This is a genomic window from Microbacterium sp. MYb66 (assembly GCF_002979435.1).
GTDB lineage: Bacteria > Actinomycetota > Actinomycetes > Actinomycetales > Microbacteriaceae > Microbacterium.
This window is the reverse complement of sequence record NZ_PCOV01000002.1, coordinates 344,788-361,376: the sequence shown is the minus strand read 5'-3', so window position 1 is coordinate 361,376 and position 16,589 is coordinate 344,788. Positions and strand designations below refer to the sequence as shown.

Annotated in this window: 15 protein-coding genes; 5 read left to right on the top strand and 10 right to left on the bottom strand. The window is 67.6% G+C overall.

Going from position 1 to position 16,589, the window contains the following annotated elements:
- Nucleotides 1-58: 58 nt before the first annotated feature.
- From CQ045_RS05575 to CQ045_RS05565, 3 genes are all read right to left on the bottom strand, one after another.
- Nucleotides 59-1,660, bottom strand: a complete 1,602-nt coding sequence (locus CQ045_RS05575; RefSeq protein WP_105721681.1) for a flotillin family protein — start codon at nt 1,658-1,660, stop codon at nt 59-61.
- Nucleotides 1,661-1,772: 112 nt separating this feature from the next.
- Nucleotides 1,773-2,201, bottom strand: coding sequence for a MarR family winged helix-turn-helix transcriptional regulator (locus CQ045_RS05570; RefSeq protein ID WP_105721680.1), 429 nt, complete (start codon nt 2,199-2,201; stop codon nt 1,773-1,775).
- 252 nt (nt 2,202-2,453) lie between these two features.
- Nucleotides 2,454-2,951, bottom strand: a complete 498-nt coding sequence (locus CQ045_RS05565; RefSeq protein ID WP_105721679.1) for a MarR family winged helix-turn-helix transcriptional regulator — start codon at nt 2,949-2,951, stop codon at nt 2,454-2,456.
- Nucleotides 2,952-3,067: 116 nt separating this feature from the next.
- Between CQ045_RS05565 and CQ045_RS05560 the strand changes: the two genes are divergently transcribed.
- Nucleotides 3,068-3,859 carry an SDR family NAD(P)-dependent oxidoreductase gene (locus CQ045_RS05560; RefSeq protein WP_105721678.1) on the top strand — a complete coding sequence of 264 codons (792 nt, stop codon included), beginning with the start codon at nt 3,068-3,070 and terminating at the stop codon, nt 3,857-3,859.
- Nucleotides 3,860-3,914: 55 nt separating this feature from the next.
- On the opposite strand, the gene CQ045_RS05555 is transcribed toward CQ045_RS05560, so the two are convergent.
- The 6 genes from CQ045_RS05555 to pdhA all read right to left on the bottom strand — a co-directional run bounded on the left by CQ045_RS05555 (nt 3,915) and on the right by pdhA (nt 10,593).
- Nucleotides 3,915-4,439, bottom strand: a complete 525-nt coding sequence (locus tag CQ045_RS05555; RefSeq protein WP_105721677.1) for a hypothetical protein — start codon at nt 4,437-4,439, stop codon at nt 3,915-3,917.
- Between the two features lie 138 nt (nt 4,440-4,577).
- Nucleotides 4,578-5,744 (bottom strand): ice-binding family protein, encoded by a 1,167-nt coding sequence (locus CQ045_RS05550; protein ID WP_181156451.1) that lies wholly within the window; start codon nt 5,742-5,744, stop codon nt 4,578-4,580.
- Nucleotides 5,745-5,940: 196 nt separating this feature from the next.
- The gene (locus CQ045_RS05545) at nt 5,941-7,041 is read right to left on the bottom strand and encodes an acyl-CoA desaturase (protein ID WP_105722176.1); all 1,101 of its coding nucleotides are present in this window, start codon (nt 7,039-7,041) and stop codon (nt 5,941-5,943) included.
- 201 nt (nt 7,042-7,242) lie between these two features.
- Entirely contained in the window at nt 7,243-8,508 is a 1,266-nt protein-coding gene (locus CQ045_RS05540; protein ID WP_105721675.1) for a dihydrolipoamide acetyltransferase family protein, read from the bottom strand.
- Between the two features lie 13 nt (nt 8,509-8,521).
- A complete protein-coding gene (locus tag CQ045_RS05535; RefSeq protein ID WP_105721674.1) occupies nt 8,522-9,517 on the bottom strand; it encodes an alpha-ketoacid dehydrogenase subunit beta in 996 nt (331 codons plus the stop codon).
- A complete protein-coding gene (gene pdhA, locus CQ045_RS05530; protein WP_105721673.1) occupies nt 9,514-10,593 on the bottom strand; it encodes a pyruvate dehydrogenase (acetyl-transferring) E1 component subunit alpha in 1,080 nt (359 codons plus the stop codon). The genes CQ045_RS05535 and pdhA overlap by 4 nt, the downstream gene beginning before the upstream one ends.
- A 138-nt stretch (nt 10,594-10,731) precedes the next feature.
- Between pdhA and CQ045_RS05525 the strand changes: the two genes are divergently transcribed.
- Nucleotides 10,732-11,343, top strand: a complete 612-nt coding sequence (locus CQ045_RS05525) for a TetR/AcrR family transcriptional regulator (protein WP_105721672.1) — start codon at nt 10,732-10,734, stop codon at nt 11,341-11,343.
- Between the two features lie 129 nt (nt 11,344-11,472).
- Nucleotides 11,473-12,192 carry a GntR family transcriptional regulator gene (locus tag CQ045_RS05520; RefSeq protein WP_258130963.1) on the top strand — a complete coding sequence of 240 codons (720 nt, stop codon included), beginning with the start codon at nt 11,473-11,475 and terminating at the stop codon, nt 12,190-12,192.
- A gap of 91 nt (nt 12,193-12,283) precedes the next feature.
- Here the strand turns inward: CQ045_RS05520 and CQ045_RS05515 are convergent, their stop codons facing one another.
- On the bottom strand, nt 12,284-13,768 hold the full coding sequence (locus CQ045_RS05515) for an amino acid permease (protein ID WP_258130985.1): 1,485 nt from the start codon (nt 13,766-13,768) through the stop codon (nt 12,284-12,286).
- Nucleotides 13,769-14,183: 415 nt separating this feature from the next.
- Between CQ045_RS05515 and CQ045_RS05510 the strand changes: the two genes are divergently transcribed.
- Both CQ045_RS05510 and CQ045_RS05505 read left to right on the top strand, forming a co-directional pair.
- On the top strand, nt 14,184-15,206 hold the full coding sequence (locus CQ045_RS05510) for a TerC family protein (protein ID WP_105721671.1): 1,023 nt from the start codon (nt 14,184-14,186) through the stop codon (nt 15,204-15,206).
- 91 nt (nt 15,207-15,297) lie between these two features.
- Complete coding sequence (locus CQ045_RS05505; RefSeq protein WP_105721670.1) at nt 15,298-16,578, top strand: hemolysin family protein; 1,281 nt, start codon at nt 15,298-15,300, stop codon at nt 16,576-16,578.
- The last annotated feature ends 11 nt before the right edge of the window (nt 16,579-16,589 follow it).

Below are 16,589 nucleotides of genomic sequence, written 5' to 3'. Positions count from 1 at the left end.
ACAGGAAACAGCGGATGCCGCGACCGAACCGGCCGCGGCATCCGCTGTCGTGTGGTGACTACTCCGTTGCGGGAGCCGGCGGTGCAGGCGGCGGCGGAGTGGTCGGCGTCGGAACGCGCGGTGCGGATGCCGGAGCAGTGGCCTCCGCGACTCCTGCACCGAAGCCGCGACCGACGGCCTGCCCCTGGATGATGCCGGCGAGGTCGAGCCCCGTCGCCGAGTGGACGCTGCCGAAGACCGAGGCCAGAGCCTTCGCGCTGTCGGCGCCGACGACGTTCGAGGCGCCGTCTTCGCCGGAGCTCCCGATGATCGACACGTTGCCGATCGCCGCGTAGCCCTTCGAGAACTCGGCCATGATCGACGGCAGCACTTCGAGCACCCGCTGCGACAGGAACGCGTCCTGGTTCGAGGCGATGGCCTTGGCTTCGGCCTCGAGGGCTGCGGCGCGCGCGTCACCCTCGGCGCGGATGGCGTCGGCCTCGGCGCTGGCGCGCAGGCGGCGGGCCTCGGCCTCGGCTTCGGCCTGGGCGCGCAGGGCATTCGCCTCACCGCTGGCCTTGGCGATCGCGGCGGCGGCCTCACCGTCGGCGCGGGCCTTGTCGGCCTGGGCCTGCTGCTCGGCGATGCGGGTGCGGGCCTCGGCCTGCTTGACCTGCTCGATCGCGGCAGCCTCGGCGGCGCGCTCGCGGGTGTAGAGCTCGGCCTGTGCCCGGGTCTCGGCCTCGTAGCGCTGTGCGTCGGCGACGCGCTTCACGTCGGCATCGAGCTGGGCCTGCTTGTTCTCGGCCTGCTGCTGCAGAACGGCCTGCTCGGCCTGGGCGCGGGCCAGGGCCTCGGCCTGCTCGGCTTCGGCGCGGGCGCGACCGATGCCGGAGTCGGAGTTGGCCGTGTTGGTGTCGAGCGCGGTCTGCTCGATCAGGTTGGCTTCCTGGTTGGCGATGTTCTTCTGGTTGATCGCGCGGTCGGCGTTGGTCTGCGAGATCTCGGCGGACTGACGCTTCGCCTGGATCTCCGGGGCGCCCAGCGACTGGATGTAGCCGACCTTGTCGGTGATGCCCTTGATCTGGAACGAGTCCAGGATGAGGCCCTGCTCGGCGAGCTCCTGCGAGACGTCGGCGGCGATCTGGTCGGAGAACTTCTTCCGCTCGCGCATCAGCTCGACCACCGAGAGCGTGGCGACGATGCCGCGGAGTGCACCTTCGAGCTGCTCGGTCGTGAACTGCTCGATGGCCTTGTCCTGCGAGGCGAAGCGCTCGGCCGCGCGGCGGACCAGGATCGGGTCGGAGCCGATCTTCACGATCGCGACACCGTCGACGTTCAGGGTGACGCTGTCGAGCGACTGCGCTTCGGCGTTGAGGGAGACCTGGCGCGAGCGCAGCGAGATGATCTCGTGGCGCTGCGTGATCGGGTTGACGAGCGACTTGCCGTTCACGATGACGGTGACGGGCGACTCCGACATCTCGGACCTGCTCGAGCCGTCTGCCGAGAGGACTGCGGTCTGCACCTTCTGCTTGCGTCCCGAGATGACGAGGGCCTCGTCGGCTCGAGCGACCTTGATCCAGCTGCGTGCGAACAGCAGCAGGATGAGGAGCAGGACGACGGCGACGACGACCGCGATTCCGACGATGACGAGGATGCCGACGATTCCGGCGATCTCCATGGATGACCTCCCTGGTTCCCCCCGAGGGGGCGGTCTGACGTGCCCGCGACACAGCGGGCGTACGGTTTCCACCCTGCCAGAAAAGGACGGGGGTCGTTCTCGCGGCAGCGGATCAGCGGGTGCGGAGCTTCTCCGCGAGATCGCGCAGGGTGCGCAGTTCGTCGTCGTCGAGGCGGGACATGCGGTCGGCGATCGAGCGCCCGTGCACGGTGGCGAGGGAGCGGAACGCCCGCGCGCCTTCGTCGGTCGCGCGGATCAGCGCACCGCGTCCGTCGTCGGGGTCGGCGCACTTGGCCACGAGTCCGCGGGTGACCATGCGGTCGACCAGGCGCGAGACGCTGGGCTGGCTGATCAGCATGTTCGAGGTGATGTCGCGCAGCCGCGCGGTCATGCCGGGGGAGCGGGTGACGGTGAGCAGCACGTCGTACTCGGCCTGTGCGATGTCGCTGTGCTCGAAGTCGGTCATCATCTCGGTGAACAACTCGTGCTGCGCGCGGAACAGGCTCTCCCAGGCCTCCAGGGCGAGCTTGCGATCGGTCATCCTCACAGAATAGTGGGAACAGTAAAGGGCCGGTCGGAGAGGCTCCCGACCGGCCCTTGTCCCTTGCACCAAGAGTGTCCTGCAATCACATGCGGTGGATGCCACAGCAAACATTCACCGTGTGATCACTGTATAACGGCCCGATAACGAATGCAACGGTTTGGTCACGGAAAGTTCGTGGCGGGATCGTTCGCTTGAGCGAGGAGCTCGAACTGGAGGCCTCGCGTGATGAGCTGTGGGCGGGCGTCGCCCTCAGCTCTCGATCTCCTGAGGGCGCCAGCCGTCGTCCGGCCCGATCGTCGCGGAGATCCTCCTCGTGATCGTGCCGAGGCTCTTCGCCTGGGCTGCGGAGATGCTGTCGAAGATCAGATGACGGATCAGAGCGTGGTGGGCAGGGGTCGATTCGATCACCTTCGCGCGGCCGGTGTCGGTCAGGACGCCGAAGGTGAATCGCCCGTCGGTGGGATCGAGTTCTCGACGCACCCATCCTCGTGCCTCGAGGCGTGAGATCGCTCGTGACAGTCGGGAGAGAGTGCAGCTGGCGTAACTGGCGAGCACGCTGAGGCGTAGTGACGAGTCGGGGGCGGAGAACAGCGCGAAGAGGATGCCGTGTTCGAAGTTCGTGAGTCCACTGTCCTGCTGCAGCTGTGCGTCGAGCGCCGCGGGGAGCCGCTCGAGCAGGGTCGCGACGCCTGCCCAGATGTCGAGTTCCTGAGGGCTCAGCGAGGCAATCTCCGCGTTCTCGGTCATGCCTCGATACTAGTGTGCGACAGAGCTTTGACTTGCCTGAGCAAGTTGAAAAGACTACGGTGAGTTTCCTAGGCAAGTAATTGGCGCCGAGTGAGGCGTCCATCACGGGAGATTTCATGGATCTGCAGTTGGAAGAGAAGAAGGCATTCATCAGCGGCTCGACGCAGGGGATCGGATACGCGATCGCAGCGGCTCTGGCTGCCGAAGGTGCATCGGTCGTGCTCAACGGGCGCGACGCTCCCCGGCTGGACGCTGCCGTCGAGCGTCTGCGGTCCGAGCAGCCGAATGCGAGGATCTCGGGCATTGCCGCTGACTTTTCGAATGCGGTCGACGTGGCGCGCCTCGTGGAGTCGCTGGGGCAGGTCGACATCCTCGTGAACAACGTCGGCCTGTTCGGGCTCGCTGAGTTCGCTTCGATCACGGATGAGGATTGGGCCCGCTACTTCGAAGTGAACGTGATGAGCGGCGTGCGTCTGTCGCGCGCCCTGCTCGCCGGGATGATCGAGCGCGGCTGGGGGCGAGTGGTATTCATCAGCAGTGAGTCGGGAGTGAACGTGCCGGCGGACATGGTTCATTACGGCATGACCAAGGCGGCGATGCTCGCGGTCGGCAACGGGCTGGCGAAGCTCACCCGAGGAACATCGGTGACGGTCAACACGGTCCTCGGGGGGCCCACGTTCTCGGACGGAGTGGCCGCATCCGTGGCGACGGTGGCGGACGCGCAGTCGCTCCCGGTCGAGGCGATGAAGGACGCGATCATCGCCCAGAATCGCACCACCCTGCTCGAACGGTTCATCGAGCCGACGGAGATCGCGCACCTCGTGACGTACCTCGCGAGCCCGCTGTCGTCGGCCACGAACGGGGCGGCTCTGCGGGCGGACGGAGGGGTGCTCACTGCGATGCTGTGAGCCCCGCGATCGACTCGGTCGTTCCGGTGCCCGTGCTCAGGCGCCTCACGCTCCGTCAAACCTCGGGAGGACGGAGAGATTTCGCGGGGGCCAGCAACCATTCCACCGCTTCCTCCACCGTCATCTCGGTTCTCGTACCGTCGGGGCTCCGCCGGGAACCGAACAGCAGCCGATGGTCATAGCGGCTGCAGTTCCGGCGGAGGAGCTCGTAGTAGTAGTCATCGAGATAGATCTCGAAGTCTTCGGCGAAGGAGCCTGAGCGCGGCAGCCGGGGCGCCTTCAGCCAGTGCACGATGGCGCGGATGTCGTCGCTTCCGAGTGCGGCGGTCGGCGGGTCGGGAAGCGACAGCCGGAAGGCCAGCACCTCGGCGCCTTCGCCTTCCCACCATTCCGCGAGGTTGACGGAGCTGGTGTCTTTTCCTGTCAGCTGCCGGATCCGGGCCGACATCGACTCGTACGCTGATCCGTTCTCGTCGCCGTGCTCGTCGACGAATCGCGTGTACGCGTGCAGCTCGTGCAGCACGGCATCGTGCCGCGCTTCGGCGGTCTCGAGGTCTGGTTGAAGAGCGCGCGGGATCACACCGTCATGATATGGCGCAGTGCACTCCAGCCAACCGCCGTACTCCTGGCCGCTGCCTCGCTTCACCGGTCAGTCCGCGGGAATCCTCTGTGGCCGTGAACCCGCATCTCCGGCAGGGTCGTGCCGCCGCTCAGCCGGTCAGTTCGCGACGCGAGAACGCCCTCGGCTGTTGACCAGGAGGATGACCGCGCCGAGGGCGATCGCGGCGATCGCCGTCAACGGAGCAGAGCCGACCTCCATACCGCTTTCCGCCAACTCGCCACCGGCCCCGGCGCCGGCGAGGGGTGCGCCGGCAGGGGACGCGGCCGCGGCGATGGTGATCGTGTAGGACGCCGTCGCATCGGGGAGTGTTCCGTTTCCTGCGCTCACCGTGAACGAGTAGGTGCCGGGAGTCGTCGGCCGGCCGGAGATGACCCCGGTCGCCGAGTCGATGGTCAGGCCCGGCGGAAGCGCGCCGCTGACGATGGCGTACGCGGCCTGGGGCTGGGCGGACGATGTGATCGTGTGTCCGTAGTCCACGCCGGCCTGCCCCGGGGCGGGCGCGGCGGAGGTGATCTCGGGGCTCGTGCGAACCGTGCCGACGGGCGTGGTGCAACCCGTCGGGGCGTTGAGCGTGTTGGTATCGAGAGTCACGGCGCCGGTACGTGCGAGAAGGCGGCCGGTGACCGTCGCCGCGGTTTCTGCGGTGACCGAGATGTCCGCCATCACAGTCCCGACGAACTGGGCACCGGAACCGATTCGCGCTGAGCTGCCCACCTGCCAGAAGACGTTGCAGGCGCTCGCGCCGCCGGTCACGGTGACGATCGCGCCCGTGCCGATGGTCAGAGTCGACGCGGCCTGGAAGATCCAGACCGACTCGGCGGTGCCGGCCAGCGTCAGCTCACCCGTCACCGAGAGCGTGCCTCCCGCATACACCCCTGGAGTCAGCGACGCGCCGGTGAGGTCACCGAGACCCGAGGCGACGGGTGTGAGCCCTGCCGCCACGTTGTACGCCGTGGTGAGGTCGGCCCGGGCCTGAGCAGCGACCGTGTCGGTGGCATGAGTCGTCCCGTTGACGATGCCGGGCGGGAATCCCGTGATCGAGGTTCCCGGGCTCAGTCCGACGTCGCCGTTGATCACGGACGGCCCGGTGTTGGTGACCGTCGACGACGCGAGCACCGAGAACGGTGCCGCGGTGCCGAGGTCGATCGGACCATCGATCGTCGTCGCGGCCATGGCAGCGGTCGGCACCAGTGCCAGGGCGAGCGCGCCGGCGACGGCGACTGCCGCGGCAGCCAGGGTTGCACGTGCACGAATGCGGGACATGACGAGCCTTCCGTTCGGGAGGGGCATCGTCATCAACTGCGGTCAACAGGTCCGCGCCTGATCGCAGGTCTATCACCTGCCGGTCGTCACCGTGCCCGATGCGCTGAATTGACAGCTCAATCGTCACCTTGACGCGCATGCGCCCCGATCCCGCAGGCCTCGTGAACAGGGGCAGACCGGTCAGCCGTACGCCGTGTCATCCGACCACCGCGCTCAGGCTGCGCTGCTCGACGAGGGGGCAGGTGAACACGTCGCGCTCGCCGAGTCCGACGCGGTTGATGTAGCGGATCACGATCGCGTAGGAGGCGAACAGACCGACCTGCGTGTACGGCACATCGTGCGCTCGACAGTATTCGGCGATGAGGGGCGCGGCCCGGCGCAGGTGCGGGCGCGGCATCGACGGGAACAGATGGTGTTCGACCTGGTAGTTCAGGCCGCCCATCGCGATGTCGAGGAAGCGGCCTCCTCGGACGTTGCGGCTCATCAGGACCTGGCGTCGGAGGAAGTCCAGGGTCATGTCCCTCGGCACCATCGGCATCCCCTTGTGATTGGGAGCGAAGGCGATGCCCATGTAGAAGCCGAACAGCCCCAGCTGCACCGCGAGGAAGACGAACGCGATCCCGGGGGAGAGGACGATGAACACCAGCACCAGGTACCCGATCATGCGGATGCTGAGGAACGCGATCTCCGCCCACCGCCGCTCGAGCCGACCCCGCATGAACATGCGTCGCACGCTCGAGGCGTGCAGGGAGAGTCCTTCGAGGAGCAGGATCGGGAAGAACAGCAGACCCTGGTGTCCGCGCAGCCACGTGATGGCCGGTCCCTGATGCCTCGCTGCGGCCTCGGCGGAGACGGCGATGACGGGGAGCTCGGTGTCGGGGTCCGATCCGAGCTTGTTGGGGTTGGCGTGGTGGCGGGTGTGCTTGTGCTGCCACCACCCGTAGCTCATGCCGACCAGCAGATCGCCCAGGATGATGCTGATCCAGTCGTTCCATCGGCCGGACACGAAGATCTGCCGGTGAGCGGCGTCGTGTCCGAGGAAGGCGATCTGGGTGAAGACGATCGCCAGCACGACGGCGGTGAACAGCTGCCACCAGCTCTCGCCGATCCACACGAAGGCAAGGAGGCAGACCCCCACGACGATGGGGGCGGCGATGAGCTTCGTCCAGTAGTAGCCGTATCGGCGGTGGAGCAGCCCTCGCCCCCGGACCTGCTGGGCGAGTTCCGTGAAGGTGCTCGACGCGCGGGGCGCGCTGTCGCGCGGGCGGGTGCGGATGGTCGGACGGATGCCGTCCATGATGACCTCTTCTCCGGCGCCGACCGCTGCGGCGGCACCGCGTTCTGCGACCCAGTCATCATCGATTCCCGGTCGTCGTCGGAGGCGGCCCTCGCAGGACGGTGGGTTCACCGTCGACGGTACGCGCCCAACCTGCATGCGCTCACAGGCTCGAGCGAGGGGGCTCGCCCCGGAGCCTCGTGGTGCGCATGGGAGCGGAGCTCAGACGAGGAGGTCCAGCGGATGCTCCAGCAGCTCGGTGAGCGTGGCGAGGAACCGGGCAGCGAGTGCTCCGTCGATGATGCGATGGTCGGCGGAGAGGGTGAGTCTCATCCGCCTGCGGATCTCCACTGCCCCGTCCATCGCGACCGGCTCCGGCAGCGCCGCTCCGACCGCGAGGATCGCGCCCTCGGGGGGATTGATGATCGCGGTGAACTGCTCGACGCCGAACATCCCGAGGTTGCTGACCGTGAAGGTTCCGCCGCTCATATCGGCAGCTCCGAGCCCGCGGTCTTGGGCGAGCGAGGCCAGCCGACGAGAATCCTCCGCGATCTGCGAGGCGGTCTTGAGGTCGGCGGCGGAGATCACGGGGACGACGAGTCCGGTGGGCGAGGCGACTGCTATCCCGATGTTGACGTGTCCGTGCAGGAGCGTCTGTCCGCGACCTTCCGCGGAGTACGAGGCGTTCACCCCGGGGTGCTCCCGCAGGGCGACGGCGGCGGCCCTGATCACGAGGTCGTTGACGCTGAGGCGCGAGCGGTCTTTCGCCTCCTGGCGCGCGTTGAGGTCGGCGCGCAGCGCCAGGAGGCGTTCGACATCCGCCACCGCGGTCACCGAGAAGTGGGGTGTGGCGCTGCTGCTCTCCGCGAGGCGACGACTGATCACCTCTCGTGTCCTGTCGAAAGGCACGCGGGTCGAGGCCCGGGTGTCGGCCGAGTCCCCGAGCGGTCCGGCCGGAACGGGACGGGGAGTGTCGCGGTCCGCGGACGCAGGGGCGGCGGTCGGCCGCTGCTCGAGGGCCTCCTCCAGGTCGGCTCGCACGATCCGACCGCCGGGTCCGGAGCCCGCGATGAGAGCGAGGTCGATGTTGCTCTCGTGGGCGAGTCTGCGTACGAGAGGGGTCGCGAGAACACGCCCGCGTTCCGCGCTCGACGCGACGTCGCCCTGGGCGGGATGGTCTTCCTCCGGTGCGACGGGTGCCGGTGCGGAGGCGACCTCGGGCGCAGGAGCGGGGGAAGCGGAGGCCTGCGGGGAGCCGTCGTCGAGGCGGGCGATGATCATGCCTATGGTGGCCAGGTCGCCTTCGGGAACCAGGACGTCGTGGAGGATGCCGGCCTCGTAGGCCTCGTACTCCATCGTCGCCTTGTCGGTCTCGATCTCGACGAGCACGTCGCCGACGTCGACCCGGTCGCCCGGCTTCTTGTGCCAGACCGCGATGGCGCCCTCTTCCATGGTGTCGGAGAGGCGTGGCATGAGGATGTCGATCATGAGGGGTGTCCTTCTAGGCGCGGCGGGCGACGGCGGCGAGGGTCTGCCGGATGGCAGCGGCGGCGTCTTCTGCCGAGGGGAGCGCCGCGGTCTCCAGCGGCTTGGAGTAGGGGAGCGGCACCTCGGCCATCGCCACGCGCCGCACGGGAGCATCGAGCCAGTCGAAGGCGCCGTCCGAGATCGTCGCCGCGATCTCGGCGCCGATGCCGTAGGTGAGCCAATCGTCTTCGAGGACGACGGCGCAGTGGGTCTTCTTCACCGAGGCGATCACGGTCTCGCGGTCGAGAGGGCGAAGACTGCGCAGGTCGACGACCTCGACGTCGATGCCGTCGGTCGCGGCCAGCTCCTCGGCGACCTGCAACGCCACGGCGGCCATGCGCGAGTAGGCGACGACGGTGATGTCCGTGCCGGGCCGTGTGATCGCAGCACGTCCGATCTCCGCGGGGGTCTCGTCGTCGGGGACTTCGCCCTTCGTGTTGTACAGCGCAAGGTTCTCCAGGAACAGGACGGGGTCGTCGTCGCGGATCGCCGCGAGCAGCAGTGCCTTCGCATCGGCAGGATTGGAGGGCGCGACGACCTTCAGGCCGGGGACGAATGCGTAGTACAGCTCGACGTTCTGCGAGTGGGTGGCCCCGAGCTGCTGGCCGCCGCCTCCGGGAGTGCGGATCACGAGCGGCACGCGGGCCTGTCCGCCGAACATGCCGTAGATCTTGGCGGCGTGGTTGACGATCTGGTCCAGGGCGAGAAGGGAGAAGTTGATGGTCATGATCTCCACCACAGGGCGCAGGCCGAGCATCGCGGCACCGACCGCCGCGCCGGTGAACCCCTCTTCCGCGATGGGGGTGTCGCGGACGCGTTTCTCGCCGAACTCGGCGAGGAGACCGGCCGTGATCTTGTACGAGCCTTCGAACACGCCGATCTCCTCGCCGATGAGCATCACGTCCTCATCGCGCTGCATCTCGGCGCGCAGGGTGTCGTGCAGCGCTTGACGGTAGGTCATGATGCTCATGCGGGTGCTCCGATCGTGGGGAACGGCGCCGGTGCGAACAGCGGTTGCCCGGGGAGGCGCCGCGAGTCGTTGGGCACGGGGGTGGCATAGGTGTGGTCGAAGAGCGTGTCCACCGACGGGTGCGGGCTCGCCTCTGCGAAGGCGACCGCGTCGGCGACGATCCGCATCGACGACGCATCGATATCGGCGATCGACTCGTCCGTCAGAAGTCCCCACTCCGTCATCCGTGCTGCGAATGCCGCGACGGGATCATTGGCCTTGAGCGCTTCGGCAGCCTCCGCTGTGCGGTACTTCGCCGGGTCCACCACCGAGTGTCCCTTCAGGCGTTCGCTCACGGTCTCCAGGAGGAAGGGTTTGCCTGCTCGAGCGCCGGCGAGCGCCGCCAGCGACGCCTCTCTCACAGCGATCGGGTCGGTGCCGTCGACGCGCTCGGACGCCATCCGGTAGGACGAAGCGCGCTTGTACAACTCGGGCTCACCGGATGCCTTCTCCACCGTGGTGCCCATCCCGAGGCCGTTGTTGACGACCACGTAGACGATGGGGAGACTCCACAGCGCGGCGATGTTGAGTGACTCGTGGAAGGCGCCGATGTTCGTCGTCCCGTCTCCCATCACGCAGACGACCGCTTCGCTCCCGCCGCGGTAGTCGATCGCGAGGGCGGCGCCGGTGGCGAGCGGCACCTGCCCGCCGACGATGCCGTAGCCGCCGAGCAGACGAGCTTCCAGATCGAACAGATGCATCGAGCCGCCCCAGCCTTTGGAGACGCCATCGCGGCGCCCGTAGAGCTCCGCCATGATCCGTCCCGGGGCGATGCCTCGCCCGAGGGCGTATCCATGCTCGCGGTAGTTGGTGAAGAGGTAGTCGTCCTGTTCCATCGCCGCCATGAGGCCGGCGACGGTGGCCTCCTCGCCCAGATTCAGGTGGCAGTAGCCCCCGATCTCGGCCTGGGTGTACGCGCGGGCGGCTCGTTCTTCGAACCGGCGGATCAGCACCATCTGCCGGTAGAAGTCGTGGAGGACGTCGTCGTCCACGACGGGCCCTCTCTTCTTCGGGGCTGCGGATCTCCGGGTGGCCATGGGTGCTCCTCGTGCGGGCGTTTCGGGGCCCGGACCGATCGATGGCCCGAGTCGCGGGCGCTAAATGAAACTGTTTCGTCTCATTATAGAATGGATCCGAGCGGGCATCGACACGGGCCCCGGATCGGAAGGGGCACCATGGGCGAGCGCACCTCGACTGTGCCGCGCAAGAGGGGGCGTCCGACCGAGGGCGAGCGCGAGGAGCGGCGGGAGCAGATCCTGGACGCCGCGGTCGGGCTGTTCGTCGCTCAGGGATACGGGCAGGTCACGATCGATGAGATTGCCGCCGCCGCGCGCGTCACGAAGCGGACCATCTACACGTACTTCGGCGACAAAGCCGAGGTCTTCACCGCCGCCGTCGAACGGTTCCGTGGTCGAGCCCTCGCAGATCTCGGGGACGGGGGGCAGACGCTCGAGGAACTCGCGGCTCGGCTCGTCCTCGTGCTGCATTCGGATGACGCCGTGGGCCTGCACCGGCTGATGATCGGCGAATCCTCGCAGTTCCCCGATCTCGCCGAGCGCTTCTACGACAGTGGCCCGCGGGGCTACATCGCGCTCCTAGAGCAGCGGATCCCGCAGCGGGACGGTGAGTCGGATGCCGCGTCGAAGGCAGAGGCTCTGTTCGGTCTTCTGCTCGGCGAACGTCATCGACGACGATTGCTGAGCCTCACGCCTGCTCCGGATCTCGCCGCGGCGAAGGAGCACGCGGCCGAGGTCATCGCGCTCTTCGGCTGGTCGGCGGCGCCGTGATCCACGCCGCGAACGTGCGGGGCCGCCTCCCGGCCCTGGTTTTTCCTGGCGGTCGCACCGAATGCGATACATTGCTATGTAGGTAGAACTTCAGGCTCTACTAGGCTTTCGTGCTCGAGTGGAGGACACATGGCACTCTCAGGCGGACCCCTCGAACGCAGATCGATGAGCGACGAGGCGTACACCCGGTTGCAGGACGCGATCATCAGCGGTGAGCTCCTCCCGGGTGAGCGTCTGCGCGACTACGAGCTCGCCGAGCGACTCGGAACGTCGAAGACGCCGATCCGTCATGCCCTCGACCGGTTGGCCGATCACGGCCTCGTCGAGATGCAGCGCAATCGCTACACCCGCGTCGCGCCGATCGATCTCGAGCAGGTCCGGAACGCGGTCGACCTCTTCGGAGACGTGTGGATCGGATCGGTGCGCCACGTCATGCCCCGGCTTCAGGACGACGACATCGCCGCCCTCTCCGCTCTGACCGACGAGATGTCTTCGTCGGTCACCTCTCGCGATGTCGCGGCCTTCGGTCTCGGGATGCGGGGGATCGCCACCGAGTTCGCACGCATCGAGGGGAACGTGACGCGCGCGACGATCATCGAGCGTCTCGGGCCGCAGATCCGGCGATTCTCCCAGCACGCGCGGGATGCGTTCGACTGGGACGGTGCGGCCGCCTTCGCGAGCGAGATGCGCGAAGCGGTGCGGCAGCGCGACGCCGCGAAGACCCGGGCCGCCCTCGTCGCCCTCTTCGATGACGTCCTCCCCGCGATCATCGACCGCGCCGAGGCCGAGGGGCTCGCCGTCATCGACGAGGAGCGCGCCGGCGCCGTCGCATCCTCCACCGCCGACTGAGCGCCCGCCGGCGCGAGGCGCACACGGGAACGCCGCCCGCGGTGCGCTCGTGGCGTATCGCGGACGGCGCCATGCCCGAAGCGACCTCCGATCAGGTGAGGTCGGGGGCCCCGTCCGTGCGGGCGGAGACGGCGGCGAAGACGCCTGTGGTCCGCAGCGCCGCGATCCGGCGGATCCGACCGCGAGCGAGGAACCACCCGCCGATGAGAGCCGGAACGATGACGACCAGGCTCCCCACCGTCCAGGTGCCGGTCGGGTAGTCGACCGCCATCAGGATCACCACCGATGCCAGGAACGCGAGCGTGAGGTACGACGTGAACGGCGCACCGAACAGCCGGAACGCCGGTCGTTCCAGGCGGCCCTCCTTCGCCCACTTCTGCAGTCGGAGCTGGCAGAGGATGATGGTGGCCCACGCGGCCATGATGCCGAGCGCCGACATGTTCAGGACGATCTCGAACGCCTGCTCGGGGACCACCGCGTTGAGGAGGACGCCGATCAAGGCGAATCCCGCCGTGAAGAGGATTCCCCCGACCGGGACGCCGCGCTTGCTCATCACGCCTGTCACGCGGGGAGCTGCACCGGAGGCCGCGAGCGAGTGGAACACGCGACCCGTCGAATACAGGCCGGCATTGAGCCCGGAGACGGCGGCCGTGATCACGACGAAGTTCATCACGCTGCCGGCGAGTGCGCCGATCTGCGGTCCGCCGATGTGCGAGAAGAAGGTCACGAACGGGCTCTCGCCCGCCTGGTAGACCGTGTACGGCAGCAGGAACGCGAGCAGCAGGACGGAGCCCACGTAGAAGACCCCGATGCGGATGATGACCGAATTGACCGCGCGAGGCATGAGTTTGGCCGGGTCTTCGGTCTCTCCGGCCGCCGTCCCGATCAGCTCGATCGAGGCGTATGCGAACACCACCCCCTGCATGACGATCACCGCCGGGAGCACCCCTTCGGGCATGAAGCCTCCGTTGTCGGCAAGCATCTGCAAACCGGTCGGGCCCTGATCGGTCTGCCACCCGGCGGCGAGGAAGAGCACGCCGATGATGAGGAAGAGCACGAGTGCGGCGACCTTGATGATCGAGAACCAGAACTCCATCTCGCCGAACAGGCGTACGGAGGCGACGTTGAGCCCGACGACGACGATCAGGGCGATCAGCGCGAGCAGCCACTGGGGCACGACCTCGAACATCGACCAGTAGTGGATGTACAGCGCGACCGCTGTGCAGTCGACGATGGCCACCATGCCCCAGTTCAGGAGGTAGAGCCACCCTGCGGCGAAAGCGAGTCTCTCGCCGTAGAACTCGCGCGCATAAGAGATGAAGGAGCCGGAGGACGGCCGGTGGATGACGAGCTCGCCCAGCGCCCGCAGGATGAAGAAGGCGAAGACGCCGCAGACGAGGTAGGAGATGGCGAGCAACGGCCCGGCCGAGTGCAGCCGTCCGCCCGCGCCCATGAAGAGGCCGGTGCCGATCGCGCCGCCTATCGCGATCATCTGCAGGTGTCTGGCCTTGAGGGAAGTCCTGTACCCCGCCTGCTCGTGGGAGAAGTCCTGTACCGACGAGGTGACGTCTCCCAGGCGTTCCCGTTCGTTCTCGACGTCGCGTGCGGTGTCTTCCACCGCGTCGTTCCCAGAGTTCGTCGTTGAGTCTCCTGTCTGATCGGTCGAGCGTGTGACGCCGCTCTGATGAGGCGTGACGAGGCCTCTGTCCTTCTACCCTCTGAAATGTTAGTCGCGGAATCGCTTCAGATCGATATTTCGTGATCGGCGGTGCGCGCGGTCCGGCGCGGTCCGACACGCCCGGCCGACACGTTTCGGGCTCGCATTCAGGGATCTGCCGGTTCCGTCTCGTATTCTGGAGATCCCAAGGGGAGTACTCCGATACGGTCGGGTCGTCATTACGGATGCACGTCGCATCCCGGGCCACCGGTTCCTGTTCAGGAATGGAGAAGACTTTGGCGGTGCTGTCGCACCCCGAGTCTGGAGTCTCCGTTTGGATATCACGCCGCTGATCTGGATCATCACGATCGCGATCACGATCGCCTTCTTCGTCTACGAGTTCTTCGCGCACGTGCGCACACCCCATGAGCCGACGATCGCGGAGTCCGCGCGCTGGTCGATCTTCTACATCAGCCTCGCGCTGCTCTTCGGCGTCGGCATCGGCGTCTTCTCCGGCTGGACGTTCGGCGGCGAGTACTTCGCCGGCTACCTCACCGAGAAGGCGCTGTCGATCGACAACCTCTTCGTCTTCCTCATCGTCATGACCGGCTTCGCCGTGCCGAAGATCTACCAGCAGAAGGTGCTGATGATCGGCATCGTGATCGCGTTGATCCTGCGGGGGATCTTCATCGCCGTCGGTGCGACGCTCATCGAGAACTTCTCCTGGATCTTCTACCTGTTCGGTGCGCTGCTCCTCGTGCTCGCTTACCGTCAGGCGTTCAGCAATCACGAGAGCAACCCCGCCAACGGGCGTTTCATGACGTTCGTGCGTCGGCACCTGCCCGTCAGCGACGAGTACAACGGCGACCGTCTGACGGTCGTCAAGGACGGCAAGCGCTTCGTCACCCCGATGCTCCTCACGATCATCGCGATCGGCTTCATCGACCTCGTCTTCGCGGTCGATTCGATCCCGGCGATCTACGGGCTCACCGACCAGGCCTACATCGTCTTCACCGCCAACGCCTTCGCGCTCATGGGGCTGCGCCAGCTCTACTTCCTCATCGGCGGACTGCTCGAACGACTCGTCTACCTCGCGCAGGGCCTCGCGGTGATCCTCGGCTTCATCGGCGTCAAGCTCGTCCTGCACGCCCTGCACGTCAACGAGCTTCCGTTCATCAACGGTGGTCAGGGCGTCGAGTGGGCGCCCGAGATCCCGATCTGGTTCTCGCTGCTGTTCATCGGCGCGACCATCGCCGTGGCCACAGCGGCGAGTCTCATCAAGACGCGGCGCACCCCGGAATCCATCGCATCGTCCACCGGCACCACCCCCACCATCACCCACAAGGAGCATTCTTGAGCGCGCACTGTTCTGACTCTTCGGACTCCGACAGTACGAGCGCCCGGTTCATCCCGGGCGCTCACCCCGAGACGGACGAGGCTGCCCGCTGATGGGCGACCTGGTCTGGAACATCGCCCTCGTCTTCGCGTTCGTGCTGATCGGCGGTGTCTTCGCCGCGACGGAGATGGCGCTGGTCACGCTGCGCGAGAGTCAGATCAACGCGATCGGTCAGCGGGGTCGCCGCGGCGCGAAGGTCGCCGCGCTCGCCCGCAACCCCAACACCTTCCTCTCGGCGGTGCAGATCGGAGTGACGGTCGCGGGCTTCGCGTCGGCCGCGTACGGCGCCACCTCGATCGCGCCGTCGCTGGTCCCCGTGCTGACGTCGTGGGGTCTGGCGCCGGCGGTCGCCCTCACGGTCGCGACGCTGGTGCTCACCCTGGTCATCGCCTACCTGTCTCTCGTGCTCGGCGAGCTCGTGCCCAAGCGGCTCGCCATCCAGCGCAACGCGCAGTTCGCCTACGCCGTGGCGCCCGCGCTCAACGTGTTCGCGACGGTCATGCGTCCCGTGATCTGGCTGCTCTCGGTGTCGACGAACGCCCTGGTGCGTCTGCTCGGCGGCGACCCCCACAAGACCAGTGACGAGATGACCGACGAAGAGGTGCGGGACATCGTCGCCAGTCACCAGGGCCTGCCCGAAGACGAACGGCGCATCCTCGATGATGTGCTCTCGCTCCGCGGCAGGCAGGTCAGCGAGGTCATGCGTCCGAGACCCGAGGTGGTCGCGCTGGACGAGGCGGCGAACGTGGGGGATGCCGTGGCCCAGGTGCGCGACCTGCCGTTCTCGCGCTATCCCGTCTCGAACACGTCGATCGATGACCTCACCGGATTCGTGCACGTGCGCGACCTCTTCGAGGCGGCAGCGGACGACCCGCTGCGCCCTCTCGGCGCGCTGGTCCGTGACATCCCCTACATCCCGTCGACCGCCGGCGTCCTGCCCACCCTGACCCGGATGCGGGCCGAGGGGCATCACATCGCCGTCGTCGTCGACGAATACGGAGGGACGGACGGACTGGTGACGCTGGAGGATCTCGTCGAGGAGGTCGTCGGCGAGATCTTCGACGAGTACGACGCGGAGGTGTTCATCGCCACCGACGACGGTATCGACGGGCGGCTCAACCTGCAGGACTTCGAAGAGGCCACGGGCCTCGCGATGCCACGGGGGTCGTCCGACACCATCGCGGGTTTCGTGACGGAGCAGCTGGGCCGCCTCGCCGTGGTCGGTGATGCGGTCGAGGTGCCCGGCGCCACGATCCAGGTCGCGGAACTCGACCGTCGGCGCATCTCCCGCGTGCGGGTCGCCCTGCACGCGGAGTCCGAACCGGCGGGCTGACCTCCCCCGTC

Bases quoted from the DNA above. Each gene is read 5' to 3' on its own strand.
- CQ045_RS05540 (WP_105721675.1), bottom strand. From the start codon at position 8,508: ATGATCGACATCCTCATGCCACGCCTCTCCGACACCATGGAAGAGGGC.
- CQ045_RS05560 (WP_105721678.1), top strand. From the start codon at position 3,068: ATGGATCTGCAGTTGGAAGAGAAGAAGGCATTCATCAGCGGCTCGACG.
- CQ045_RS05565 (WP_105721679.1), bottom strand. From the start codon at position 2,951: ATGACCGAGAACGCGGAGATTGCCTCGCTGAGCCCTCAGGAACTCGAC.
- CQ045_RS05525 (WP_105721672.1), top strand. From the start codon at position 10,732: ATGGGCGAGCGCACCTCGACTGTGCCGCGCAAGAGGGGGCGTCCGACC.
- pdhA (WP_105721673.1), bottom strand. From the start codon at position 10,593: ATGGCCACCCGGAGATCCGCAGCCCCGAAGAAGAGAGGGCCCGTCGTG.
- CQ045_RS05575 (WP_105721681.1), bottom strand. From the start codon at position 1,660: ATGGAGATCGCCGGAATCGTCGGCATCCTCGTCATCGTCGGAATCGCG.
- CQ045_RS05505 (WP_105721670.1), top strand. From the start codon at position 15,298: ATGGGCGACCTGGTCTGGAACATCGCCCTCGTCTTCGCGTTCGTGCTG.
- CQ045_RS05535 (WP_105721674.1), bottom strand. From the start codon at position 9,517: ATGAGCATCATGACCTACCGTCAAGCGCTGCACGACACCCTGCGCGCC.
- CQ045_RS05550 (WP_181156451.1), bottom strand. From the start codon at position 5,744: ATGTCCCGCATTCGTGCACGTGCAACCCTGGCTGCCGCGGCAGTCGCC.
- CQ045_RS05570 (WP_105721680.1), bottom strand. From the start codon at position 2,201: ATGACCGATCGCAAGCTCGCCCTGGAGGCCTGGGAGAGCCTGTTCCGC.
- CQ045_RS05520 (WP_258130963.1), top strand. From the start codon at position 11,473: ATGGCACTCTCAGGCGGACCCCTCGAACGCAGATCGATGAGCGACGAG.
- CQ045_RS05545 (WP_105722176.1), bottom strand. From the start codon at position 7,041: ATGGACGGCATCCGTCCGACCATCCGCACCCGCCCGCGCGACAGCGCG.